The 23,451-nt window shown below is 70.4% G+C and carries 21 protein-coding genes and 1 tRNA gene; 7 read left to right on the forward strand and 15 right to left on the reverse strand.

Annotation, left to right across the window (positions count from 1 at the left end):
* Positions 1 to 27 precede the first annotated feature (27 nt).
* Both ACFWJ8_RS10020 and ACFWJ8_RS10025 read right to left on the reverse strand, forming a co-directional pair.
* Positions 28 to 996 (reverse strand): type II secretion system F family protein, encoded by a 969-nt coding sequence (locus ACFWJ8_RS10020; RefSeq protein ID WP_378811020.1) that lies wholly within the window; start codon positions 994 to 996, stop codon positions 28 to 30.
* Positions 993 to 2,150 carry a TadA family conjugal transfer-associated ATPase gene (locus ACFWJ8_RS10025; protein ID WP_378811022.1) on the reverse strand — a complete coding sequence of 386 codons (1,158 nt, stop codon included), beginning with the start codon at positions 2,148 to 2,150 and terminating at the stop codon, positions 993 to 995. The genes ACFWJ8_RS10020 and ACFWJ8_RS10025 overlap by 4 nt, the downstream gene beginning before the upstream one ends.
* A 418-nt stretch (positions 2,151 to 2,568) precedes the next feature.
* Here ACFWJ8_RS10025 and acs point away from each other — a divergent pair, with 418 nt between their 5' ends.
* Positions 2,569 to 4,563 (forward strand): acetate--CoA ligase, encoded by a 1,995-nt coding sequence (gene acs / locus ACFWJ8_RS10030; RefSeq protein WP_378811023.1) that lies wholly within the window; start codon positions 2,569 to 2,571, stop codon positions 4,561 to 4,563.
* A 70-nt stretch (positions 4,564 to 4,633) separates the two neighbouring features.
* Here acs and ACFWJ8_RS10035 read toward each other — a convergent pair whose 3' ends face one another.
* Together ACFWJ8_RS10035 and ACFWJ8_RS10040 are read right to left on the reverse strand one after the other, a co-directional pair.
* On the reverse strand, positions 4,634 to 5,101 hold the full coding sequence (locus ACFWJ8_RS10035) for a RidA family protein (RefSeq protein ID WP_378811024.1): 468 nt from the start codon (positions 5,099 to 5,101) through the stop codon (positions 4,634 to 4,636).
* Between the two features lie 2 nt (positions 5,102 to 5,103).
* Positions 5,104 to 5,319, reverse strand: a complete 216-nt coding sequence (locus tag ACFWJ8_RS10040) for a DUF4177 domain-containing protein (protein ID WP_378811025.1) — start codon at positions 5,317 to 5,319, stop codon at positions 5,104 to 5,106.
* A 110-nt stretch (positions 5,320 to 5,429) separates the two neighbouring features.
* On the opposite strand from ACFWJ8_RS10040, the gene ACFWJ8_RS10045 reads away from it, so the two are divergent.
* From ACFWJ8_RS10045 to ACFWJ8_RS10060, 4 genes are all read left to right on the forward strand, one after another.
* Positions 5,430 to 8,243, forward strand: coding sequence for a transglycosylase domain-containing protein (locus tag ACFWJ8_RS10045; RefSeq protein ID WP_378811026.1), 2,814 nt, complete (start codon positions 5,430 to 5,432; stop codon positions 8,241 to 8,243).
* On the forward strand, positions 8,243 to 9,181 hold the full coding sequence (locus tag ACFWJ8_RS10050; RefSeq protein ID WP_378811027.1) for a metallophosphoesterase: 939 nt from the start codon (positions 8,243 to 8,245) through the stop codon (positions 9,179 to 9,181). Before ACFWJ8_RS10045 ends, ACFWJ8_RS10050 begins: the two co-directional genes overlap by 1 nt.
* A gap of 29 nt (positions 9,182 to 9,210) precedes the next feature.
* A tRNA-Pro gene (locus ACFWJ8_RS10055) sits at positions 9,211 to 9,287 on the forward strand.
* 50 nt (positions 9,288 to 9,337) lie between these two features.
* Positions 9,338 to 10,111 (forward strand): HAD-IIB family hydrolase, encoded by a 774-nt coding sequence (locus tag ACFWJ8_RS10060; RefSeq protein ID WP_378811029.1) that lies wholly within the window; start codon positions 9,338 to 9,340, stop codon positions 10,109 to 10,111.
* A 58-nt stretch (positions 10,112 to 10,169) separates the two neighbouring features.
* Here ACFWJ8_RS10060 and ACFWJ8_RS10065 read toward each other — a convergent pair whose 3' ends face one another.
* Together ACFWJ8_RS10065 and ACFWJ8_RS10070 are read right to left on the reverse strand one after the other, a co-directional pair.
* Positions 10,170 to 11,522: an alpha-hydroxy-acid oxidizing protein gene (locus ACFWJ8_RS10065; protein ID WP_378811031.1), complete on the reverse strand. Its 1,353-nt coding sequence runs from the start codon at positions 11,520 to 11,522 to the stop codon at positions 10,170 to 10,172.
* Positions 11,523 to 11,540: 18 nt separating this feature from the next.
* The gene (locus ACFWJ8_RS10070) at positions 11,541 to 12,320 is read right to left on the reverse strand and encodes a FadR/GntR family transcriptional regulator (protein ID WP_378811032.1); all 780 of its coding nucleotides are present in this window, start codon (positions 12,318 to 12,320) and stop codon (positions 11,541 to 11,543) included.
* A gap of 125 nt (positions 12,321 to 12,445) precedes the next feature.
* Between ACFWJ8_RS10070 and ACFWJ8_RS10075 the strand changes: the two genes are divergently transcribed.
* Positions 12,446 to 13,279 (forward strand): DUF1295 domain-containing protein, encoded by an 834-nt coding sequence (locus ACFWJ8_RS10075; RefSeq protein WP_378811034.1) that lies wholly within the window; start codon positions 12,446 to 12,448, stop codon positions 13,277 to 13,279.
* Positions 13,280 to 13,282: 3 nt separating this feature from the next.
* Here ACFWJ8_RS10075 and ACFWJ8_RS10080 read toward each other — a convergent pair whose 3' ends face one another.
* From ACFWJ8_RS10080 to ACFWJ8_RS10110, 7 genes are all read right to left on the reverse strand, one after another.
* A complete protein-coding gene (locus tag ACFWJ8_RS10080) occupies positions 13,283 to 13,930 on the reverse strand; it encodes a thymidine kinase (protein WP_378811036.1) in 648 nt (215 codons plus the stop codon).
* 54 nt (positions 13,931 to 13,984) lie between these two features.
* Positions 13,985 to 16,018, reverse strand: coding sequence for a DUF2207 family protein (locus ACFWJ8_RS10085; protein ID WP_378811038.1), 2,034 nt, complete (start codon positions 16,016 to 16,018; stop codon positions 13,985 to 13,987).
* A 9-nt stretch (positions 16,019 to 16,027) separates the two neighbouring features.
* The gene (locus ACFWJ8_RS10090) at positions 16,028 to 16,465 is read right to left on the reverse strand and encodes a pyrimidine dimer DNA glycosylase/endonuclease V (protein ID WP_378811040.1); all 438 of its coding nucleotides are present in this window, start codon (positions 16,463 to 16,465) and stop codon (positions 16,028 to 16,030) included.
* A 9-nt stretch (positions 16,466 to 16,474) separates the two neighbouring features.
* Positions 16,475 to 17,989 (reverse strand): malate dehydrogenase (quinone), encoded by a 1,515-nt coding sequence (mqo, locus tag ACFWJ8_RS10095; RefSeq protein WP_378811041.1) that lies wholly within the window; start codon positions 17,987 to 17,989, stop codon positions 16,475 to 16,477.
* A gap of 128 nt (positions 17,990 to 18,117) precedes the next feature.
* On the reverse strand, positions 18,118 to 19,188 hold the full coding sequence (locus tag ACFWJ8_RS10100; protein ID WP_378811042.1) for an aspartate-semialdehyde dehydrogenase: 1,071 nt from the start codon (positions 19,186 to 19,188) through the stop codon (positions 18,118 to 18,120).
* Positions 19,189 to 19,352: 164 nt separating this feature from the next.
* On the reverse strand, positions 19,353 to 19,868 hold the full coding sequence (locus ACFWJ8_RS10105) for a GNAT family N-acetyltransferase (protein WP_378811043.1): 516 nt from the start codon (positions 19,866 to 19,868) through the stop codon (positions 19,353 to 19,355).
* A gap of 5 nt (positions 19,869 to 19,873) precedes the next feature.
* On the reverse strand, positions 19,874 to 21,160 hold the full coding sequence (locus ACFWJ8_RS10110; protein ID WP_378811044.1) for an aspartate kinase: 1,287 nt from the start codon (positions 21,158 to 21,160) through the stop codon (positions 19,874 to 19,876).
* Positions 21,161 to 21,314: 154 nt separating this feature from the next.
* Here ACFWJ8_RS10110 and ACFWJ8_RS10115 point away from each other — a divergent pair, with 154 nt between their 5' ends.
* Positions 21,315 to 21,803 carry a hypothetical protein gene (locus ACFWJ8_RS10115; protein ID WP_378811045.1) on the forward strand — a complete coding sequence of 163 codons (489 nt, stop codon included), beginning with the start codon at positions 21,315 to 21,317 and terminating at the stop codon, positions 21,801 to 21,803.
* Between the two features lie 5 nt (positions 21,804 to 21,808).
* On the opposite strand, the gene ACFWJ8_RS10120 is transcribed toward ACFWJ8_RS10115, so the two are convergent.
* Positions 21,809 to 22,738: a DMT family transporter gene (locus ACFWJ8_RS10120; RefSeq protein WP_378811046.1), complete on the reverse strand. Its 930-nt coding sequence runs from the start codon at positions 22,736 to 22,738 to the stop codon at positions 21,809 to 21,811.
* 116 nt (positions 22,739 to 22,854) lie between these two features.
* The gene (gene recR, locus ACFWJ8_RS10125) at positions 22,855 to 23,448 is read right to left on the reverse strand and encodes a recombination mediator RecR (protein WP_018172655.1); all 594 of its coding nucleotides are present in this window, start codon (positions 23,446 to 23,448) and stop codon (positions 22,855 to 22,857) included.
* Between the last annotated feature and the right edge of the window lie 3 nt (positions 23,449 to 23,451).

The following is a 23,451-nucleotide window of genomic DNA, read 5'->3' on the forward strand; positions in this document are numbered from 1 at the left end:
CTGTGGGTTGTCGTGGGCACGGTCGGATCAGAGCGACAGCGACATGGTCGACATGACGCTCAGCAGCATGGGGGCGACACCGAGCAGCAGGAAGGCGGGGAGCGTACAGACGCCGAGCGGGACCAGCAGCCGCGACGACAGCCGCGCGGCGCGCAGACGGCCGTCGACGCGGGCACGATGGCGCGCGTGCGCCGCAGACGCGCGCAGCAGTTCGACCGCGGGCACTCCGGCCGAGCGCGACAGGGCGAGCACGGCCTCGACGCCGTCATCGGTCGCTGCTGCCGCAGGCGCGGCGGACGTGGCCGCACCAGCGGCCCCGTCGGGACACCGCAGCACACCCGCGTCGGCCACCACCGCGCGCGCCCGCTCGATCGAGACGCCGCCGCTCAGCGCGATGGCGACGAGCTCGGCGTCCAGGCCAGGGATGCCGCCCGCGTCGCGGGCGGCACGCACGAGCCTCGCCGTCCAGCGCTGCGCGACGATGATGAGCGCGACGCCGGCCGCCAGACACGCGATGCCCAGCGGTGTGGCCACGAGGGTACCGAGCGTGTCGAACCCCAGTGCCGCGCCGAGCGCGACGGCCAGGAGCGGCAGCCAGCCCATCAGCCGGGCGGTGCCGGCGGGCTCGGCGAGGGCGACGCGCACATCGTCCGCCGCTTCCTGCGCATCGCTCAGCGCCGCCGCCAGGCTGCGCAGGCATGCCGCGAGCGGGGCGCCGACCGTCGTCGCGACCTGATAGGCCACGGCGACCTCGCGCCACGAGCCGCCGCCGACGCCCGCGATGGCCGTCGCAAGCGGGGTCTCGTGTGCGAGCGCTGCGACGACCCGGGCGGCGGCGTCGTCCCCCGCATGCGCCAGATGGGTCCACGCGCGCGCCGGTGCGACGCCGGCCTGCAGCAGCACGGCAAGACGCAGCACGGTCTCGGCGGCGGCCTCTGCCCCGCGCTCGCGCGACGTGCCGCCGCCACGAGCGCCGCGCCGGCGCAGGGCCGTCACGACCCACCGCCGTCGAGGGACGCCATGTCGAGCCTGCCGCCGTCGTCGACGAGCGGTCGTCCGATCGCCGCGATGCGCCGGACCCCGTCCGCTCCGCGCTCGACGTGTAGCACCAGATCGATGGCGCTCGCCACCTGTCGGGCGAGAGCGCGATCATCGAGCCCGGCGAGCGCGCCGAGCGCCTCCAGCCGCGCCGGGACGTCGTGGAGCCCGTTCGCGTGCACGGTGCCCGCACCGCCGTCGTGACCCGTGTTGAGAGCGGACAGCAGTTCGCGCACCTCGTCGCCGCGACACTCCCCCACCACGAGCCGATCCGGTCGCATGCGCAGGGCCTCGCGCACGAGACGTGCCAGGCCGATGCCTCCGGCGCCTTCGAGGTTCGGCTGACGCGCCTCGAGCCGCACGTGGTGCGGGTGGGCGATCCGCAGTTCGGCGACGTCCTCGATGGTGACGATCCGCTCGTGCGCGGGCGCTTCGCCGAGCAGCGCCGCGAGCAGCGTCGTCTTCCCTGCCCCCGCCGCGCCGGTGACGAGCAGGTTCGACCGCCGCGCGATGGCGTCGTCGAGCGTGCGCCGCACCGTGTCGTCGAACATGCCCGTACGGCGCAGATCGTCCAGGCTCGGATCCGTCAGGCGCGGCACGCGGATCGAGATCGCAGTACCCGCGGGTGCGACAGGCGGCAGGACCGCATGTACCCGGATGCCGCCCTCCAGCCGCACGTCCACGCACGGCGCAGCATCGTCGATATGCCGGCCGCCGCACCCGATGAGCGACACGGCGAGGTCGCGCACCTCCTCTTCGGTCGCCCGCCACTCGCGCGCAGCGATCGCTCCCGCCCCGCGGTCGACGAAGAGGCCGGCCGCGCCGTTCACGAAGAGGTCGGTGACGGCGGGATCGTCGAGGTACGCCGCGAACGGGACGAGAGCGGGATGCCGCTCCCTCGCCGGTGCGATCGGCGCCGGTCGCGCCTCGGCCGCCGCCGAGGCGGCCGATGCCGCGGCGCCGCGCTGCGGCACCCACGCCGCCGACGGGCGCTCGAGCACCGCCGGTACAGGTGCCGTCGCGAGCGCGGGGCCGGCGGCATCCACCGTCTCCGTGGGCGCCCCCGCGACACCAGGGCGAGGGCGGGGCCGGACGGTGAACGGCGTGGACATGGGTCCGACGCTAGGAGCGCGCGAAGGGGCCCGGCGGGCGGATCCGGCGATCGGTGGAGGACCCGCCGACACACCCGGCTGTGGAGGAGAGCGCCACCCGGCGGAACCGCTCCCAGAAGATTAAAGGCGGCATCCCATGGGGGGAATGGGATGCCGCCGTGCGCGGACCCGAATTCGGGGGGTGACGTCGGGTTCCGCAATGCCAGAATCGAATGTTCGGCCAACGGTCAGCATATGCGAGGTAAGGGTCCGAACAAAACGAAAAGGAGAGGATTCTCACTGATATATCGGTCGTGTCGTGGGTCGGTGGCGCCACCTACTATCGGGGGTAGTCGCCGGCGGGCGTCGTGAGTACATTTCCTGGCAGACTCGCCGACTTCCCTCGGCCTCCCTCAAGCCCGCAAAGGAGCGCGCTCACATGAGCGAACAGAACCCGATCACGCATGCCGGCAGCAGCCAGATCGACCACCTGCTCACCGAGGACCGGCGCTTCGCACCCTCGGCCGAATTCGCCGCGAACGCTGTTGCGACGTCCGACCTCTACGACCGGGCGAAGGCCGACCGCGAGGGCTTCTGGGCCGATCAGGCGCGCGAGCTCCACTGGCACAAGCCCTTCACCGAGGTGCTCGACTGGTCGAACCCGCCCTTCGCCCAGTGGTTCGCCGACGGCGAGCTGAACGTCGCGTACAACTGCCTCGACCGGCACGTCGAAGCGGGCAACGGCGACCGCGTCGCCCTGCTGTGGGAGGGCGAGCCCGGCGACGAGCGCCGCGTGACCTACGCCGAGCTCACCGACGAGGTCAAGCGCCTGGCGAACGTGCTCGAGGGCCTCGGCATCGGGCAGGGCGACCGCGTCGCGATCTACCTGCCCATGATCCCGGAGGCCGTCGCCTCCATGCTCGCCGTCGCGCGCATCGGCGCGATCCACTCCGTCGTCTTCGGCGGCTTCTCCGCCGACAGCCTGCGCGCCCGCATCGACGATGCCGGCGCCAAGCTCGTCATCACCGCCGACGGGGGCTACCGCAAGGGCAAGGTCTCGCCGCTGAAGCCGGCCGTCGACATGGCCCTCGCCGACCGCGGCGCCGGCGTGCAGGAGACCGTCGAGCATGTCCTCGTGGTCAAGCGCGGCGACAACGAGGTCGACTGGGCCGACGGCCGTGACCTGTGGTGGCACGACGTCGTCCCCGCGGCATCCGCCGACCACGAGGCTCAGGCGTTCCCCGCGGAGAACCCGCTCTTCATCCTCTACACGTCGGGCACCACCGGGAAGCCCAAGGGCATCCTCCACACCTCGGGCGGCTACCTCACGCAGGCGACGTTCACGAACAAGGTCGTGCACGACATCCACCCCGAGACCGACGTGTTCTGGTGCACGGCCGACATCGGCTGGATCACCGGCCACAGCTACGTCACGTACGGCCCGCTCGCGAACGGCGCGACCCAGGTGATGTACGAGGGGACGCCGGATGCCCCGCACCCGGGCCGCTGGTGGGAGATCGTGCAGAAGTACGGCGTCACCGTGCTCTACACCGCGCCGACTGCGATCCGCTCCTTCATGAAGCTCGGCCGTGCGATCCCGAAGCAGTTCGACCTGTCGACTCTGCGCCTGCTCGGCTCGGTGGGCGAGCCCATCAACCCCGAGGCGTGGATGTGGTACCGCAAGATCATCGGCGGCAAGACCGCGCCGATCGTCGACACGTGGTGGCAGACCGAGACCGGCGCGATCATGGTGTCGGCGCTTCCGGGCGTCACCGAGACCAAGCCCGGTTCGGCGCAGGTCCCGCTTCCCGGCATCTCGATCGACGTCGTCGACGAGGACGGCACGCATGTCGGCAACGGCAACGGCGGCCTCCTCGTCATCACCGAGCCGTGGCCGTCGATGCTCCGCGGCATCTGGGGCGACCCCGAGCGCTTCGTCGAGACGTACTGGGAGAAGTTCCAGAAGCAGGGCTTCTACTTCGCCGGCGACGGCGCCCGCCTCGACGACGACGGCGACGTGTGGTTCCTCGGCCGCGTCGACGACGTCATGAACGTCTCCGGGCACCGTCTGTCGACAACCGAGATCGAGTCTGCCCTCGTCGGCAACGAGGCGGTCGCCGAGGCCGCGGTCGTCGGCGCCTCCGACGAGACCACCGGCCAGGCGGTCGTGGCCTTCGTGATCATCAAGCAGTCCTACCTCGATGCCCACTCCCCCGACGGCCTGGCGCAGGGCCTGCGCCTATGGGTGGGCGAGCAGATCGGCCCGATCGCCCGCCCGCGCGACGTCTACATCGTGGGCGAGCTGCCCAAGACCCGCTCGGGCAAGATCATGCGCCGGCTGCTCCGCGACGTCGCCGAGGGCCGCGAGGTCGGCGACACCACGACGCTCGCCGACACCGCCGTGATGTCGGTGATCTCTGCGCAGGTCAAGTAAGGACGAGAAGAGGGGATGCCGCAGCCTCGGGCTGCGGCATCCCCTCTGTCGTTCGTGACGGGCGCCGGACTCAGGCGAACGAGAAGACGACCTCGACCTCGACGGGTGCGTCCAGCGGCAGGACGGGAACGCCCACGGCCGAGCGGGCGTGGCGGCCGGAGTCTCCGAAGATCTCGCCCAGCACCTCGCTCGCACCGTTGATGACGCCGGGCTGTCCGGTGAACTCGGGCACCGAGGCCACGAAGCCGGTGACCTTGAGGACGCCGGTCAGGCGGTCGACCCCGCCCACTGCGGCCGCCGCCGCGGCGATCGCGTTGAGCGCGCTCTGACGCGCGTAGGCCTTGGCGTCGTCGGCCGGCACGAGACCGTGACCGTCGCCCACCTTGCCGGTCGCGGGCAGGGAGCCTGCGACCATCGGCAGCTGGCCGGCGGTGTAGACGAGGTCGCCGTGCGCCTTCGCGGGCACGTAGGCGGCCACCGGCGGGACCACGGAGGGAAGCTCGATCCCGAGCTCGGCGAGGCGGTCGCTGACGACCATGCTCACTCCCCCTCGAACTGGCGGGCGGCCTGAGCGGCGGCACCCAGGCCGGCGTTCTCCTGGCCGCCGCCCGACGGCCGCTTGAAGTAGGCGACGAGCCCACCCTCGGGACCGGGGACGATCTGCACGAGCTCCCAGCCCTGCTTGCCCCAGTTGTTGAGGATCGCTGCGGTGTTGTGGATCAGAAGGGGCGTGGTGAGGTACTCCCACGTCGTCATCGCGACTCCTCGAGTGTGCGGAAACTGACGGCTGATGAAGGCTGGGAAACGCCTTTGTGGGCTGAGAGTCCTTGATGGATCGCCCAGGTATCTCCCCTACGATCAAGCCTATGCCTGATACCAAACGCACGGCCACCGGCGTGCTCGGCGGACTCGCCGGACTCGTCGGCCTGAGTGCCGCAGCCGGTGTCCTCATCGCCGCGACCGTCACCCCCGCGGTCGCGATCACGAGCACCGCGGCAGAGCGCGCGATCACGATGTTCGACAACCTCCCGAGCGTCCTCGAACTCGATCAGCTCATGCTCCCCAGCAACTTCTACTACAACGATCCGAACACGGGTCAGCCCGCGCTGATGACGCAGTTCCTCGAACAGGACCGCACGACGGTCCAGTTCGACCAGATCAGCCCGATCATGTACGACGCACTGCTGTCGAGCGAGGACCCGCGCTACTACCAGCACGGCGGGATCGACCTCATCGGAACGGCGCGAGCCCTCCTCTCCAACGCCAAGGGCGGCGCCGAGACCCAGGGTGCATCCTCGATCAGCCAGCAGTACGTCAAGAACGTGCTCATCCAGAAGTGCGAACAGGACGCCAAAGACGTCTACGAGCTCGACGCGGACGGCAAGGAGGTCAAGGGGGACGACGGCAAGCCGGTCCTCGAGATCAGCCGTGAAGACGCGCTGCGCAAGTGCTGGACCGATGCCACCACGGCAGACGGCGCCGAGGGCTACACGCGCAAGCTGCAGGAGATGCGCTACGCGATCTCGCTCGAGCAGAAGTACTCGAAGAACGACATCCTCCTCGGCTACATGAACATCGCCAACTGGGGCGGCGTCACCTACGGCATCGAGTCGGCCGCGCGGGAGTACTTCAGCACGACCGCCGCCAACCTGACGGTCGCTCAGGCCGCGACGCTCGCGGGCATGGTGCAGAACCCGAACAACTACCGCATCGACAAGCCCCAGGGCTCCATCTGGAGCCTTGACGGCAAGACCAGCTTCAACAAGGAGCCCGATGGCGTGATCGACGAAGGTGCGAACCTCGTCGCCCTCGACAACCTCGTGAAGTCGGGCGAGATCACGGAGGAGCAGAAGTTCGCCGCGGCCGACGGGTACACCTCGACCAAGGTGCGCCAGCTGTATGTGCTCAGCCGCATGCTCGAGGACGGCAAGATCACGCACGAACAGTACGTCGAGGCGGCGGTCTGGCCGATCACGCCGGCGGTGACACCGGCGAAGACGGGATGCGTCAACGCCGGCGGTGCGGCGTACTTCTGCCAGTACGTCAAGGACGTGATCCTGAACGACCCGGCCTTCGGCGACACCAAGCCGGAACGTCAGGCGCTCCTCCAGCGCGGCGGCCTCAACGTCTACACGACGCTCGACCCGCGGATCCAGGGCCAGGCCGAGGCGGCGATGGCGCAGTACGCTCCGTCGACGATCGCGATGACGCAGGGGACGACTCTTCCTGATCAGCCCGGCGTCTTCGGCTCGACCACCACGAGCATCGAGGCCACGACCGGCCGCGTGCTCGCGATCGCGCAGAACACGCAGTTCAGCGAGGACGCCGCACTAGCGAGCACCCCGGGCGTCTCATCCCTGGTCTATGCGGGCGACGGGACGTACGGCGGTTCCGGCGGCGCACCCGCGGGATCGACGTTCAAGCTGTTCACCCTGATCGACTGGCTGGAGAAGGGCCACTCCGTCAACGAGACGCTCAACGGAACGCTGCACGTCTTCAAGCGGATGAAGAACTCGTGTCAGGGCGACTGGGTCAACTACGGCAACGACCTCGTCGGGAACTTCGCCAAGAACAAGGGATACATGGGTACCCCGATGCGCTTCACGAAGGACTCGCTCAACACCGGCTACTTCGCGATGGCGGAGAAGCTCGACCTGTGCGACATCCAGAAGGTCGCCACGCGCATGGGCGTGACCGTCGCGCGGTCCGGCGACGAGGTCGACATGGGCAAGCTCACGTCGATCATCGGCACCAACAACGTCTCGCCGCTCGCGATCGCCGGCGCGTACGGAACTGTCGCGAACAACGGCATCTACTGCCAGCCGCAGGTGATCGACCGCGTCACCGACGCGAAGGGCAACGAGCTTCCCAAGCCTGAGCGGACCTGTACTCCGGTGATCGAACCGAACGTGGCGGCCACCGCGGCGTATGCTCTCGCGGGCGTCATGAACGGCGGCACCGGAAGCCAGGGAAACCCGTACGACGGCACCGCCCTCATCGGCAAGACCGGCACGCACGAGGAGCTCCAGACCTGGATGGTCGAGTCGAGCACGCGTGTCGCATCGGCGACGTGGGTCGGCAACGTGCAGGGCGGCGGCGACATGTTCAAGACCTACAACGGCCGCATGCCGCTGTCGAACATCCGCTACAGCATCGCCAAGGCCGTGCAGTCGGCGGCCAACGAGGCCTACCCCGCCGGCGCCTTCGCAGCCCCCGACAACGAGCTCACCAAGGTGCAGATGGTCCAGCTGCCGAACGTCCTCGGCATGACGATGGATGCCGCGCAGGCCAAGCTCGAAGAGGCCGGGTTCACCGTCGAGGTCGGAGCCGAGGTCGACTCGAACCAGCCGGCCGGATCGGTCGGCGCGCAGAACCCCGCGGCGGGCGAGGTCGCCGGCGGCACGACGGTCACGATCAGCCCGTCGAACGGCAAGGGCATCTCGATCCCCGACGTGTCAGGACGTTCGCTGGACGACGCGAAGCGTGCGCTCCGGCAAGCCGGATTCGGCAATGTCAGCGACGGCACCTGCACGGCGACGAAGGACGACTCGAGCCAGTCGCGCGCGACGGGCACGAATCCTGCCGCAGGCAGTGTCGTGAACCGCAACGCCTCCATCAGCGTCGACTACACCGCTTCCGACTGCGGTGGCGGCGGTCGCGGCAACGGCGGCAACGGCTAGTGCCCTCCGCCCCCACTCGCACCGCCCTCACCGTGCTCGGCACGGTGGGGGCGGTCGGTGTCGGCGCAGCGGTCTGGGGCATCGGCATCGAGCGCTACCTTTTCACCGTCCGCTTCCACGACGTTCCGGTGCTCCCCGACGGCGCCGCCCCGATCCGGGTGCTGCATCTCTCGGACGCCCACATGGCGCCCTGGCAGCATCGCAAACAGCAGTGGATCGCCGCCCTCGCCGAGCTCCAGCCCGATCTGATCATCAACACGGGCGACAACATGGGCCACGCTGAGGGTCTGCGCGGCCTGCGGAGCGCGTTCGACGCGCTGCGCGGCATCCCGGGTGTGTTCGTCCACGGTTCGAACGATCACGCGTCGCCCTCGCCGCGCAATCCGTTCAAGTACTTCCTCGGCCCCTCGAAGGCGGAGCCGACGTGGGAGCCGCTCGACACCGAGGCGCTCGACCAGTACTTCACCGACGAGCTCGGCTGGCTCGACCTCAACAACCACGCGGGAGAGCTGGATGCCGGCGGCCTGCGCCTCGGCGCGTTCGGGGTCAGCGACGCCCACCGTCACTGGGACCGTCTGGACGTGCTCCCCGAACTCGTCGCCGGACTGGGCGCACATGATCTCGCCATCGGCGTGACCCACGCGCCGTACCGCCGCGTACTGGACGACTTCGTCGACCTCGGCGCGGACGCGATCTTCGCGGGCCACACGCACGGCGGCCAGGTGCGCGTCCCCGGGTTCGGAGCGCTCGTCGCCAACTGCGACATCCCTTTGAAGCAGGCGCGGGGGCTGAGCGAGTGGACGCATCTCGGTCGTACGGCGCCTCTCAACGTGAGCGCCGGACTCGGGCATTCGATCTACGCCCCGGTGCGCTTCGCATGCCGCCCCGAGGCATCACTGCTCACGCTGATCCCCCGGCGTGGTCAACAGCACCCCTGAGGATCGGTTAGACTCGGAGGGTTGCAAAACGGGGTGTGGCGCAGCTTGGTAGCGCGCTTCGTTCGGGACGAAGAGGCCGCAGGTTCAAATCCTGTCACCCCGACCACAGAGAGGCCCCGCCGGAAGGCGGGGCCTCTTGCATGAAGGGAAGCACCGATGACCGCCATCGCCCCTCGTCTCGTCGCGTTCGACCTCGACGACACCCTGGCGCCGTCGAAGAGCCCGATCGACCCGCGTATGGGAGAGCTGCTCGTCGCGCTCGCCGAGCGCGTCGAGGTGGCGGTCATCTCGGGCGGACAGCTCGCGCAGTTCACGACGCAGGTCGTGGACCGGCTCCCCGCGGCCTCCGAGGACGCCCGCGCGCGCCTGCACCTGCTGCCCACGTGCGGCACCCAGTACTACCGCCTGTCGGCCGACGACGTGGTCACGATCTACCAGCGGTCGTTGACCGACGACCAGAAGTCCCGCGCCCTCGCGGCCGTCGAGGGTGAGGCGCGTCGCCTGGGCCTGTGGGAGCCGGAGACGTGGGGCGCGATCCTCGAGGACCGCGGCTCGCAGATCACCTTCTCGGCCCTCGGCCAGCAGGCTCCCGTCGCCGCGAAGTCGGCGTGGGATCCGACCGGCGAGAAGAAGAACGCGCTGCGCGCGGCCGTGGCCGCGCTCCTGCCCGACCTCGAGGTCCGCTCGGGCGGATCGACGTCGGTCGACATCACCGAGCGCGGCATCGACAAGGCCTACGGCATGCGCCGGCTCGCCGAGCAGACCGGCATCAGCCTCGACGACATGCTGTTCGTGGGCGACCGTCTCGACCCCGACGGCAACGACTACCCGGTGCTCGCGATGGGCGTGCGCTGCCACGCGGTCGACGGGTGGGAAGACACGGTCACCTACCTCGAGGCGCTGATCCCCACGCTTGCCGTCCGCGTCTGACGCAGGCGAGTGCGACGAAGGGCGGGCTCCACGGAGCCCGCCCTTCGTGGTCTTCGGTTCAGGCCTTGGCGCGCGTGGCGGCGGGCTTCGCGGGGCGGGATGCCGCAGCATCCCCCTTCGCGACGCTCGCACGCGCGGCACGCGGGCGCGGAGCGGCCTCGGCCGCCGCGGCGACGGGCGCCGCCACCGGCACGAGGCGCTGCAGCTGCGTGACGTGGCGCGGCTCGAGCTCGGCGATCGACGAGACGCCGAGGAGCTTCATCGTGCGCTCGATCTCGCTGCGCAGGATCGCGATCGTGCGGTCGACTCCCTGGCGCCCGCCGGCCATCAGGCCGTAGAGGTACGCGCGGCCGATGAGGGTGAACTTCGCGCCGAGGGCGACCGAGGCGACGATGTCGGCGCCGTTCATGATGCCGGTGTCGACCATGACGGTCGCGTCCTTGCCGACCTCGCGGACGACCTCGGGCAGCAGGCGGAACGGGATCGGCGCACGGTCGAGCTGGCGCCCGCCGTGGTTCGACAGGATGATGCCGTCGACGCCCGCGTCGATGAGCCGCTTCGAGTCGGCGACGTTCTGCACGCCCTTGACGACGATCTTGCCGGGCCAGATGTCGCGGATGATCGCGAGGTCGTCGTAGCTGATCGTCGGGTCCATGGCGGCGTCCAGCAGCTCGCCGACGGTACCGCCCGTGGTCGACAGGGAGGCGAACTCGAGCTTCGGCGTGGTCAGGAAGTCGTACCACCACCACGGGCGCGGGATCGCGTTGACGATCGTGCCGAGGGTCAGCTGCGGCGGGATCGAGAAGCCGTTGCGCTTGTCGCGCAGCCGTGCGCCCGCGACCGGCGTGTCGACCGTGAACTGCAGCGTGTCGAAGCCCGCCTCGGCGGCGCGGCGCGCGAGTGCGTACGAGATCTCGCGGTCGCGCATGACGTACAGCTGGAACCAGTTGCGCCCGTTCGGGTTGGCCGCCTTGACGCCCTCGATCGAGGTCGTGCCGAGCGTGGAGAGCGTGAACGGGATGCCGGCGGCACCGGCCGCCCCGGCGCCCGCGGTCTCGCCCTCCGTCTGCATGAGGCGCGTGAAGCCGGTCGGCGCAATGCCGAACGGGAGCGCCGATGGGCCGCCGAGGATCTCGGTCGACATGTCGACGCGCTCGGCGGGACGCAGCACGTCGGGGTGGAACTCGACGTCCTCGAACGCCTGACGGGCCCGCGCGAGCGACAGCTCGCCTTCGGCGGCACCGTCGGTGTAGTCGAACGCGGCCTTGGGCGTGCGGCGCTTGGCGATCGTGCGCAGGTCGTAGATGGTGAGCGCGGCGTCGAGACGGCGCTTGCGTCCGTCGAGCTCGGGCTTCTTGAACTGCATGAGCTCGAGCAGCTCGGCGGGCTTGGGGAACTGGCGGGTGACCATGGGGACCTCTCCGGTGGGTCAGGGATGCGTGGGGTTCGGGATGCCGGCGGCCGAGGGGTCGAGCCCTGCGGCCTCGTAGTATCCGGTGATGTGGTCGTGGACGAGGGTGCGCGCGCGGGCGCCGTCGCCGTCGTCCACGGCGTCGAGGATGGCGTGGTGCTCACGGCGCAGGCGCGCGGCCGCGGCATCCCACTGCGCGATGCCGGCGGCACCGGCCTGCACGTACGACTCGATGGCGGTGCGCAGGCCCGCCATCATCGCCGCGATCACGACGTTGCCGGACGCCTCGGCGAGCGCGAGGTGCAGCTGCGCGTCGAGCGCGAGGAACTCCGTGGCCGTGAGGTCGTCGGCGTCCATCGCGACCAGGATGTCGCGCGCGTCCGCGGTCGACCGCGCCGGATCGGCGGCGAGCGCCTCGACGACGGCTGATTCGAGCACGAGGCGCGTCGCGACGACGTCGTCGAACGGGAAGCCCTGTGCGGCCACCTGCAGCCGCAGGAGCGCCGACATGCCGCCCCGGGGGGTGGCGATGATGATCGCGCCGGAGGTGGGACCCGAGCCGGTGCCGGTGCGGATGAGGCCCATGACTTCGAGGACGCGCAGCGCCTCGCGCACGCTGGAACGGCCGACGCCGAGGCTGGCGGACAGCTCGCGCTCGGGCGGCAGCCGGTCGCCCGGCCGCAGGGTGCCGTCGAGCAGGTCGGTCTCGATCCGCTCGAGCACGACGCGCCACGCGCGCGCGGCGGGAGCGGCCACCGCTGTCGGCGGCGCGCTGGATCGGGCGGGGGTTCCAGTCACGGATCTCCTCATCCATGCTCGGGACACGGCGTCCGCGCCGTGTGGTCTGACCACTGTACTGTGTGGTCCGACCACAGGCAACCACGATGACGCCGGATGTCGCCCGGGCGCGCTAGCCTGACCTCATGGATCCCCTCCTCCTCGTCCTCATCGTCGCGGGCATCGCAGCGGCCTTCTGCTGGATCACCTCGCTCGTGACGAACGAGACGTCGTGGATCGACCGGGTGTGGTCGATCGTGCCGGTGATCTATGTGTGGATCTTCGCGGTCGCCGCCCTCGTCGGCGGACTCGACGCGACGCGCCTGCTCGTGATGGCGATCCTCGTCACGGCATGGGGCGCACGACTCACGTTCAACTTCGCCCGCAAGGGCGGCTACACGGGCATGGAGGACTACCGCTGGGCGATCCTGCGCGGCCGCATGTCGCGCTGGCAGTTCCAGCTGTTCAACCTGTTCTTCATCGTGCTGTTCCAGAGCGCCCTGCTGGTGCTCATCACGCTGCCCGCTTACATCGCCTGGCAGCATCCCTCCCCCTTCAACGGCTGGGATGCCGCCTTCTCGGCGCTGTTCGTCGCGTTCCTGGTCGGCGAGACCGTCGCCGACCAGCAGCAATGGCGGTTCCACCAGGCGAAGAAGGCCGCGGGCGGCGTGCGGGAGCCCGGCTTCCTCACGACGGGGCTGTTCGCCTACAGCCGGCACCCCAACTTCTTCTTCGAGCAGGCGCAGTGGTGGGCCTTCTACGCGATCGGCGCGGTCGCGCTCGTCGCGGACGGCGGCGGCTGGCTCAACTGGACCATTGTGGGCGCGGTGCTGCTGAGCGTGCTGTTCCTCGGGTCGACGATCTTCACCGAGTCGATCTCGTCGGCCAAGTACCCGGCGTACCGGGACTACCAGCGCGCGACGTCGATGCTCGTGCCGCTCCCCCGTCGCCGAGGCTCCAAGACGCCCGAGGCGGCCTGAGCGCTACTTCAGGCGTCCGCCCGACGCGCGCAGGTAGTCCTCCGCGCACAGCGACTCGTACGTGATGCGGTCCGCGGTGAGCTCATCGATCGCGACCTGATCGCCGTCGAACACGAACCGCCCGCCGACCAGGCGCGCGTTGAAGAGCGCCTTGCGTCCGCAGCGGCAGATCGTCTTGAGCTCTTCGAGGCTGTGCGCGAGCTCGAGCAGTCGCGCCGACCCCGGGAAGGCCTGCGTCTGGAAGTCGGTGCGGATGCCGTAGGCGAGCACCGGCACCCCGTCGAACACGACGATGCGCAGCAGGTCGTCGACCTGCTCGCGCGTGAGGAACTGTGCCTCGTCGATGAGGAGGCATGCGACGTCGACCTCGTGCTCGAGCGCCTCGGGCACGAGCGTGTCGGCCGCCTCAGCCTTGACGCGCGCACGGTGCTCGGCGAACAGCGCGCGGATGTCGTCGTCGGGGCGCACCAGGAAGTCGACGGTGCGCTTGACACCCAGCCGGCTGTCGATCTGGTCGGCGCCCTTGGTGTCGATGGCGGGCTTGGCCAGCAGCACGTGCTGTCCGCGCTCCTCGTAGTTGTACGCGGCCTGGAGCAGCGAGGTCGACTTGCCCGAGTTCATCGCACCGTATCGGAAGTAGAGCTTGGCCACGGATCGAGCGTAGTCGGTGACCGTCGGGCGACGGGCGCGGCGGAGTCGGCGGGCTCAGCGTCCGCCGAAGCCGCCGCCGCCCCCGCCGCCGCCGGAGAAACCGCCGCCGAACGAGCCGCCCGACGAGGACCAGCTGCTGGAGAACGACGATCCCGACGAACTGGACGAGCTGCCGCTGGAGACGGGTGTCGCGGCGAGGCGACCGATCGACGACGAGGCGTTCGACAGCGAGTTCGACGAGACCGAGTCGAACAGCGCGACCCGCGTCGCGGGCACCTCGGCGGGGGCGGCGGCCTGGATCACGCGCACCCACTCGCGCTGCATCCCGAACAGCACCGCATACGGCAACAAGCGCTCGTACAGGTTCACGACATCCGCCCCCGGCGTGTTCCGCGCGTCGCCGTAGGCGCGGCGGCCCGCGGACACCAGGTCGGCGGTCTGCGGCGTCTGGGCCGCGCGCAACCGGTCCTCCTCGGCCAGGCGCAGATACTCCCGGATACCCTCCAGATAGGTCTTGTGACGGCCGCCGGCCAAGGTGAGCGTCGTCTTCGGCAGCCCGAACCAGGGCAGCACGATGAAGGCGCCGAACGCGCTGGCGATCGCGAGGAAGTTGATCCATCCGCCGAGCGCACCGAGGTCGGTGAGCACGGACGGCACCGCGTCGACGAAGAACGTCAGCATCACCGCGACGGCGAGGCCGCCGAACTGCAGCAGGCCGCGGATGCCGCCGACCCAGGCGGGCGTGCGACTGCGGTAGCCGCGGTCGACGGTGGAGTCCTCGATGCGCCGCACGTACGTCACGGCCCGCACCGGCGGCTTCGCCGCGAACACTCCCAGGTCGACGCGGTCGCCGGGTGCGGCATCCTTCCCGAACAGCGTCGTGACGATGCGGCGATCGTCGTGCTCGAGGCCCTCGGCATCGCGCAGGATCACGTGGAAGTCGTCGGCGTCGGAGCGGTCGCCGGATGCCGTGATCTCGACCTTGTCGCGCACGGCGAGGTCGACGACGTGGGCGGCGAGCGCCTTGGCGGGCACGCCGAGCACGCCCGCCGACAGCGTCGGCGACTCGTCCACGGGCGGCGTGTACTCGACGATCACCGGCGATCGGTCGGGGTTGCGGCGCAGGAACCGTTTCATGACCACGACGAAGACCAGCCCGCCGAAGCCGGCGAGGAGCCCCAGCACCGGGAGGATCCACTCCCACCACGGGTAGGGCGGCGGCGGAGGCGGTGACGGCGCCACGAAGGTGCCGAGCTCGAAGCCGATGGCGACGGTCACGTTCTCGTCAGCCCCGAGATCGGCGTCGGCCGCGGTGAACGAGATCTGCGTCTCGGCGGCACCCGCGATGCCCTGCGCGAGAGCCCACACCGAGACCTCGTCCGGCGCAGGCGCGACGTCGGCCGGCTCGATCGAGCAGCGGTCGGTCGACTGCGCCGGGCCGCTGTAGCAGTAGATCCGATCGGCGAGGATGCCCTCGACGGCGTCACCGAGGATGTGGACGTGCGCCCGCACGTCGGCGAACGGCTGCGCATGGTCGGTGCCGACGGTGTCCCAGTAGAACTCATCGGCCTGAGTGTCATCGAACCGCAGCACGACGTCGCGCATCGTGTACGAGATGACGTACGTCTGCGCGCCGTGGACGTACGTGTCGTCGCCGGTGAGCACGTAGACGAAGTCGTCGTCCTCCTCGGTCCACCACGGGACGGCCTCGCCGCCGGCGCCGGTGACGCCCACCACCACCGGGTCGTGCGCGATGCCCGAGTCCGACTTCGGGATCCACCGCACGATGCCCTTGTTCTGGTCGAAGTCCGGGAAGTGGGCGACGATCCGCTCGGTCGTGTACAGCCGGCTCTGGCCGCCGGCATCCCGTCCCAGCCAATAGTCGGCCTCGAACGCGTCGTAGGAGAAGTCGTCGACGGATCCCGCGACGCGCAGCGCGGCGGCGGACGAGGACCCGGCGCGCGCGGCGACCCCCGCACTGTCGCCCGCGGTGGTCGCACGGGCGAGCGCGATGGCCGCCGCCACCGCGAGGACCGCGACGAGGGCGATGGCGACGCCCCAGAACCGCCAGGTGAGCCGTGCTCGCATGCCCCCACCCTAGGGGGCGAGCGTGCCGCGCTCCCACGGTTCGATGTCGCCCGGCGTCTCGACGAACGTCGGTGCCGGCGACGCGCTGTCGGGCAGCTGCACCAGCCAGGCCGCGTCGCGCGCGGCCACTTTCGCACGCAGGTGGGCGAGCTCGAACGCGAGCTGCCCTGTCGTGACCGGGATGCCGGGGTTCGCGGCATCCCCCCGACGCACGCGCGAGGCGTCGAACGAGTAGCCGCGATCGTCGGCCTCACGGCGCAGTGCCGTCAGGTAGTGCCCGACCGCGTCGAGGGGGTCGTCGCACGCCCGGAAGCGCTCCAGCTGCGGGTGCCGCGTGTAGCCGCGCGTCGCCCCGGCCAGCACGTTCTGGGCGAGCAGTGCTTCACGCCAGCACGCGACCAGCGCCATCCGGTCGAGGATCGACGGATGCACCGACCACAGCCGCATGAGGCGAGGTCAGGCCGTGAGGGCGAGGGTCTCGGCGGTCTCACCGAGCGACTCGCGCGCGACCTCGGGGCGCGGGTTGAGCGTGTCGCCGTAGCTCGGGATCAGCTCGCGCAGGCGCGGCTCCCACTCGGCGATGCGGTCCGGGAAGCACGTCTTGACGAGGCCCAGCATGATCGAGACCGCGGTCGAGGCTCCCGGCGAGGCGCCGAGCAGGCCGGCGATCGTGCCGTCGGCGCCGGTGACGACCTCGGTGCCGAACTGCAGCACGCCGCCCTTCTCGGGGTCCTTCTTCATGACCTGCGCGCGCTGGCCGGCCTGGATGAGCGTCCAGTCGGCGTCCTTCGCGGTCGGCATGAAGACGCGCAGCGCGTCGACCTTGCGATGGTGGTTCTTGACCAGCTCGCCGACGAGGTAGGTGATGAGGCTGGGGTTGTCCCACGCGACCTTGAGCATCGGACCGAGGTTGCCCCACCGCACCTGGCCGACGATGTCGAACCAGGAGCCGGTCTTGAGGAACTTGGGGCTGAACGTCGCGAACGGGCCGAACAGCAGGGAGGCCTCGCCGTCGACCATGCGGGTGTCGAGGTGCGGCACCGACATCGGCGGGGCACCCACCGAGGCCTGCGAGTACACCTTCGCCTGGTGCTGGGCGACGATGGCCGGGTTCGACGTCTTGAGGAACTGCCCGCCGATCGGGAACACGCCGTAGCCCGAGATCTCGGGGATGCCCGAGCGCTGCAGGAGCTTCAGCGCCCAGCCGCCGGCGCCGACGAACACGAACTTCGCACGGATCTCGCCCGGGGTGCGGCCGATGGTGCGCCGGTACTTGACCTGCCACGTGCCGTCGGCGAGGCGCTTGAGGCGGCGCACCTCGGTGTTGGTGCGGACATCCGCGCCCTCGTCGGCGAGACGGTCGAACAGCTGGTGCGTGAGGGCGCCGAAGTCGACGTCCGTGCCGGCCGGCATGCGGGTGGCGGCGAACGGCTCGCCCTTGCGGCGCTTCTGCATGAGCAGCGGCGCCCACTGGTTGATGACGCGCGAGTCCTCGCTGTACTCGATGCCCTGGAACAGCGGCTCGTCCTTGAGCGCCTCGTAGCGCTTCTTGAGGTAGGCGACGTCCTTCTCGCCGCGCACGAACGTCATGTGCGGGGTCGAGTTGATGAAGGTGGTGGGAGCGTCCAGCACGCCCGCATCGACGAGCGACGACCACAGCTGGCGGCTCTGCTGGAACTGCTCGTTGATCGAGATGGCCTTCGCCGGGTCGACGGAGCCGTCCTTGCCCTCCGGCATGTAGTTCAGCTCGCACAGCGCGGCGTGGCCGGTGCCGGCGTTGTTCCACGCGTTCGAGCTCTCGAGAGCGACATCGCTGAGCCGCTCGAACACCGCGATCTTGAGGTCGGGCTGCAGCTGGTGCAGCAGCGTCCCCAGCGTCGCGCTCATGATCCCGCCGCCGATCAGCAGCACATCGACGGTCTCGACGTGAGGAGCGTGGGCGTGGGCGGACTCAGCGGGCGTATCGGTCACCCGTCAATCTTAGTTCGCCCGCAAACGACCGCCGTCGCCACGACGGCCAGCGAGACCACGACCGCTGTCCACCATGTACGAAGGGGATGCCGCGGATCGCGGCATCCCCTTCGTCACAGCGGTGCGGATCAGGCGTTGGCGCCCAGGTTCGCCGCGACGACCTCGGCGACCTGCACGGCGTTGAGGGCCGCGCCCTTGCGCAGGTTGTCGTTCGAGATGAACAGCACGAGGCCCTTGCCCTCGGGCGCGGACTGGTCGGCGCGGATGCGGCCGACGTAGCTGGGGTCGGTGCCGGCCGCCTGCAGCGGCGTGGGCACCTCCTCGAGCTTCACGCCGGGCGCCGACGCGAGCACCTCGCGGGCACGGTCCGGCGTGATGTCGCGCGCGAACTCGACGTTGATCGACAGCGAGTGGCCGGTGAGGACGGGGACGCGCACGCACGTGCCCGCGACACGGAGATCGGGCAGCTCGAGGATCTTGCGGCTCTCGTTGCGGAGCTTCTTCTCCTCGTCGGTCTCGTTGTCGCCGTCGTCCACCAGGTTGCCGGCGAACGGGATGACGTCGAAGGCGATCGGGGCGATGTACTTCTCGGGCTGCGGGAAGTCGAGGGCCGCACCGTCACGGGCGAGGCGCTCGACGTCGCCCTGCGCGAGCGCGCCCTCGAGCTGACCGAGGAGCTCCTGGACTCCCGCAAGACCCGAGCCGCTGACGGCCTGGTAGGTGCTGACGATGAGGCGTTCCAGACCGGCCTCGGCGTCGAGGACCTTCAGGATCGGCATCGCGGCCATCGTGGTGCAGTTGGGGTTCGCGATGATGCCCTTGCGCGCCTCGGCGATCGCGTGCGGGTTGACCTCGCTGACGACGAGCGGGACATCGGGGTCCATGCGCCACGCGCTCGAGTTGTCGATGACGACGGCGCCGGCCTCGGCGAAGCGGGGCGCGTAGGCACGGCTGCCGGTGGCGCCGGCCGAGAACAGCGCGATGTCGATGCCGGCGAAGTCGGCGGTCGCGACGTCCTCCACCGTGACGGCCTTGCCCTGGAAGATGACGTCCGACCCGGCGGAGCGCGCCGTCGCGAACGCACGGATCTCGCGCACCGGGAACCCGCGCTCCTCGAGGATGTCGATCATCGCACCGCCGACCTGGCCGGTGGCGCCGACGACGGCGACGGAGAGTCCTGAATCGGAGATGCGGGTCATGACGTGTTCCTCAGCGGGGCGTGGAGCGGACGCGCGGGCATCGTCGGACGCGCGGGGTTTGGGTGATTCTACCGCCGCCCCGGACGGCCCCGGCTCGCCGTTACATCGAGCGACGGGATGCCGCGGCCATCGGCTGCGCCGGGCGAGCGTAGCGACCGTGCAGGTCAGCCCCGCGGCACGCGCAGCTTGAAGCCGAGGTGCGACGGGGTGTAGCCGAGTCGCTCGTAGAAGCGGTGGGCATCGATGCGCGCGGCGTCGGACGTGAGCTGGATCAGCGTGGTGCCGAGCGCCGGTGCGGCGACCTCTTCGACCCAGCGCATCATGGCCGCGCCGATCCCGGACGACCGCCGGTCGCTCGCGACCCGGACCGTCTCGACCTGCAGGCGGTCCGAGCCGGCGCGGGCGAGGCCCGGGATGACGGTCAGCTGCATCGTGCCGACGAGACGCGCACCGTCGGTCACGACGAGCTGCGTGTTCGCCGGATCGGCCTCGATGCGGGCGAGCGCGCGGGCGTAGGCAGGACGGTTCTCGTCGAGCCCGTTGTCGCCGCGGGCGGCGCTGATGGGGTCGTCCGACAGGAGCGCCATGAGCGCGTCGAGGTCGTCGGCCCGCGCGTCGCGCAGCGTGACGCCGGCGTCGCGCGTGGCGAGGACGACGGGAAGGTCGAGCCCGGCGAGCACGCCGGTCAGCGGCCGGTGCCGGCGTGGACGACGGCGTCGATGTCGCCGTCGAGGCCGTAGGCCGTGTGCACCACGCGCGCCGCCTCGGCGAGGTCGTCGCCGCGCACCACGACCGAGATGCGGATCTCGGACGTCGAGATCATCTCGATGTTGATGCCCGCGACGCTGAGCGCCTCGAACAGCGTCGCCGAGACGCCCGAGTGGGTGCGCATGCCGGCGCCGACGACCGACAGCTTGCCGATCTGGTCGTCGTGGACGAGGCTCTCGAAACCGATGTCGGCCTGGTCGGCGGCGAGCGCCTTCAGCGCCGTCGCAGCGTCGGTCTTGGGGAGCGTGAACGAGATGTCGGTGCGACCGGTGGTCGCAGCCGACACGTTCTGCACGATCATGTCGACGTTGGCGCCGGACTTCGCGACGACCTTGAAGATCTCGGCGGCCTTGCCCGGCACGTCGGGCACGCCGATGACGGTGATCTTGGCCTGGCCGAGGTCGGTGGCGACTCCGGCGACGATGGGCTCTTCCATCTCTTCTCCCTCTTGGCCGTCGGGAGCGGTCATTCCCGGGCCGAGCACGTAGGTTCCCACGCCCGAGCTGAACGTGGAGCGGGCGTGGATCAGCACGCCGTGACGGCGCGCGTACTCGACGGCGCGGATGTACAGCACTTTCGCGCCGTTGGCGGCGAGCTCGAGCATCTCTTCGGCCGAGACGACCCCCAGCTTGCGGGCCTTCGGCACGACGCGCGGGTCGGCCGTGAAGATGCCGTCGACGTCGCTGTAGATCTCGCACACGTCGGCGTCGAGCGCCGCCGCGAGGGCGACGGCGGTGGTGTCGGAGCCGCCGCGGCCGAGCGTCGTGATGTCGCGGGTGTCGCGGTTGAATCCCTGGAAGCCGGCGACGATGACGATCGCGCCCTCGTCGAGCGCCTCGCGCAGGCGGATGGGGGTGACGTCGACGATGCGGGCGGAGCCGTGGTCGGCGGTCGTGATCATGCCCGCCTGGCTGCCGGTGAACGACCGTGCCTCGAAGCCCATCGAGTGGATCGCCATCGCGAGCAGCGCCATCGAGATGCGCTCGCCGCTGGACAGCAGCATGTCGAGCTCGCGGGGCGCCGGGATCGGGGCGACCTGACCCGCGAGGTCGAGCAGCTCGTCGGTGGTGTCGCCCATCGCGCTCACCGCCACGACGACGTCGTGCCCGGCGCGACGCGTGTCGACGATCCGCTTCGCGACCCGCTTGATGCTCACGGCATCCGCGACCGACGATCCGCCGTACTTCTGGACGATCAGCGCCACGATGAAACTCCACGCGTGTCTTGAGGGGCCGGATGCCGCACCCGACGTTCCATCTTACGGAGGCGTTCATGCGGCCTCCGCCATGTGTCGGGGCGGGGTCTCGCCGCGGCGCGCGTCCGGCGGCGGAATCGCGCCGGGCGCTAGCATCCCGAGCATGGACGAGCTTGCCGCGTGGTCCGAGTTCAACGTCGCGATGGCCGGCGCCACCGCGGCCCTCGCAGGCCTGGTGATCGTCGCCGCCAGCGTCAACATCGGCCAGATCATCAAGGAGGCGTCGCTGACGTCCCGCCTCGCGGCCGGCATCGCGGGGCTCGTGCTCGCCCTGATCGCATCGGCGATCGCCCTGATGCCCGACGTCGACCCGGTCGCCGCCGGCATCGCCGTGATCGTGCTCGCGATCGCCGCCGGCGTGTTCCAGGTGCAGGCGTCACGGCGGATCTTCGAGAACCGTCATCCCCAGAACCGGATGCGGGGGCTCAAGGCCGCAGTGGGCTTCGTCGCGCCCCTCGCCTACACGGTCGGCGGCGCGCTCCTGATCGCCGGCGTCGCCGCGGCGCCCGTCTGGCTCGCCGTCGGATCGCTCATCGCGGTCGTCGCGGCGCTGCTGATCTCGTGGATCGTCCTCGTCGAAGTGCTGCGCTGACGAGATCAGCCGGAGGCGACGGGGGGAAGGTCGCTGTCGGCCGCGCGCGAGCGGAACGTGCCGCCCGTCGCGGCGAGCCAGCAGCCCACGAGCACCAGCGGGAAGCCGATGATCAGCCCGGGCGTGATGGGCTCGCCGAGGATGATCGTGCCGAGCACGATCGCCACCACCGGGTTGACGTAGGTGAACAGCGGGGCCCGCACCGGCCCGACACGGGCGATGAGCGCGAAGAACGTGATGAAGGCGATGGCCGTGCACAGGACGGCCAGGGCGACGAGCGACACGGTGCTCTCGAGGGTCGGCACCTCGTGCTGCGTCAGGAACGCGATGGGGGTGTAGAAGATCCCCACCGCGAAGAGGGCGAGCGTGATCGACCCGAGCGACGGCACGTCGCGCAGCTTCGTCGCGATGACGAACGGGGCGATCGCGTAGAGCAGCGCGACCAGCAGCACCTCGCCGACCGCGAGGAGCCCTCCCCCGCCCTCGACGGCGAGCCCCGGTCCCGCGACGATCACGAACACGCCCGCGAACCCCACGAACAGGCCGATGGCCCGCCATGGGCTCAGCACCGAGCGGTCGCCGCCGCCGAACGCGATGATGGCGGCGAACAGCGGCACGGTGGCCACCAGCAGTCCGGTCAGTCCCGACGGCAACGTCTGCTCGGCGTGGCCGAGCAGCAGGAACGGGCCGGCCATCTCGATGCCGCCGAACAGCAGCACCCACCCGATCTTGGCGAAGGCCGGCCGCAGCGCCTTCGCCCGGATGGCGAACGGCAGCAGCAGGACCGCCCCGAGCAGGGTGCGTCCGGCGACCACCGCCGCCGGCGAGTACGACTCCACCGCGATGCTGATGAACAGATACGGGATGCCCCACAACAGCGCCATCGCGGCGAACAGCAGCCACGCACGCGTGTCGAACCGCTGGACGGGATTCATCCGGTGCCCTTTCTCGCCATCGAACCAGGGTGCACCGGTCGAAGGCTCGGCGCGAGGATCGCGAACGACACTCTACGACCGATCTCGGACATCGCGAGCGGTCGGACCACTCCGGCTCAGACCGAGCGCCGGCCCTCGAAGGCGCGGCCGAGGGTGACCTCGTCGGCGTACTCGAGGTCGCCGCCGACGGGGAGGCCGGAGGCGAGCCTGGTCACCGAGATCTCGAGCGTGTGCAGGAGCCGGCTGAGGTAGGTCGCCGTCGCCTCGCCCTCGAGGTTGGGGTTGGTCGCGAGGATGACCTCCTGCACGGTGCCGTCCGCGAGACGCTGCATCAGCTGCGCGATGCGCAGGTCGTCGGGTCCGATCCCCGCGATCGGGCTGATCGCGCCGCCCAGCACGTGGTACAGCCCGCGGAACTCGCGTGTCCGCTCGATCGCGGCGACATCCTTGGCATCCTCGACGACGCAGATGAGCGTCTGGTTGCGCCGGGGGTCGCGGCAGATGGAGCAGCGCTCCTGCTCCGAGACATTGCCGCACACCTCGCAGAAGCGCACCTTCTCGCGCACCTCGGCAAGGAGCTCGGCCAGGTGCGACACGTCGAAGTTGGGTGTCTGCAGGATGTGGAACGCGATGCGCTGCGCCGACTTCGGCCCGATGCCGGGGAGGCGGCCGAACTCGTCGATCAGGTCTTGGACGATGCCGTCGTACATGGG

This window comes from Microbacterium sp. NPDC058389 (genome assembly GCF_042722305.1).
In the GTDB taxonomy this organism is placed as follows: Bacteria; Actinomycetota; Actinomycetes; order Actinomycetales; family Microbacteriaceae; genus Microbacterium.

What these genes read in the sequence shown, in the direction of transcription:
- acs (WP_378811023.1), top strand. Translation starts at nt 2,569, where the DNA reads ATGAGCGAACAGAACCCGATCACGCATGCCGGCAGCAGCCAGATCGAC.
- ACFWJ8_RS10100 (WP_378811042.1), bottom strand. Translation starts at nt 19,188, where the DNA reads ATGACCCGCATCTCCGATTCAGGACTCTCCGTCGCCGTCGTCGGCGCC.
- ACFWJ8_RS10060 (WP_378811029.1), top strand. Translation starts at nt 9,338, where the DNA reads ATGACCGCCATCGCCCCTCGTCTCGTCGCGTTCGACCTCGACGACACC.
- ACFWJ8_RS10045 (WP_378811026.1), top strand. Translation starts at nt 5,430, where the DNA reads ATGCCTGATACCAAACGCACGGCCACCGGCGTGCTCGGCGGACTCGCC.
- ACFWJ8_RS10090 (WP_378811040.1), bottom strand. Translation starts at nt 16,465, where the DNA reads ATGCGGCTGTGGTCGGTGCATCCGTCGATCCTCGACCGGATGGCGCTG.
- ACFWJ8_RS10075 (WP_378811034.1), top strand. Translation starts at nt 12,446, where the DNA reads ATGGATCCCCTCCTCCTCGTCCTCATCGTCGCGGGCATCGCAGCGGCC.
- ACFWJ8_RS10115 (WP_378811045.1), top strand. Translation starts at nt 21,315, where the DNA reads ATGGACGAGCTTGCCGCGTGGTCCGAGTTCAACGTCGCGATGGCCGGC.
- ACFWJ8_RS10085 (WP_378811038.1), bottom strand. Translation starts at nt 16,018, where the DNA reads ATGCGAGCACGGCTCACCTGGCGGTTCTGGGGCGTCGCCATCGCCCTC.
- ACFWJ8_RS10040 (WP_378811025.1), bottom strand. Translation starts at nt 5,319, where the DNA reads ATGACGACGTGGGAGTACCTCACCACGCCCCTTCTGATCCACAACACC.
- ACFWJ8_RS10120 (WP_378811046.1), bottom strand. Translation starts at nt 22,738, where the DNA reads ATGAATCCCGTCCAGCGGTTCGACACGCGTGCGTGGCTGCTGTTCGCC.
- recR (WP_018172655.1), bottom strand. Translation starts at nt 23,448, where the DNA reads ATGTACGACGGCATCGTCCAAGACCTGATCGACGAGTTCGGCCGCCTC.
- ACFWJ8_RS10035 (WP_378811024.1), bottom strand. Translation starts at nt 5,101, where the DNA reads ATGGTCGTCAGCGACCGCCTCGCCGAGCTCGGGATCGAGCTTCCCTCC.
- ACFWJ8_RS10065 (WP_378811031.1), bottom strand. Translation starts at nt 11,522, where the DNA reads ATGGTCACCCGCCAGTTCCCCAAGCCCGCCGAGCTGCTCGAGCTCATG.
- ACFWJ8_RS10025 (WP_378811022.1), bottom strand. Translation starts at nt 2,150, where the DNA reads ATGTCCACGCCGTTCACCGTCCGGCCCCGCCCTCGCCCTGGTGTCGCG.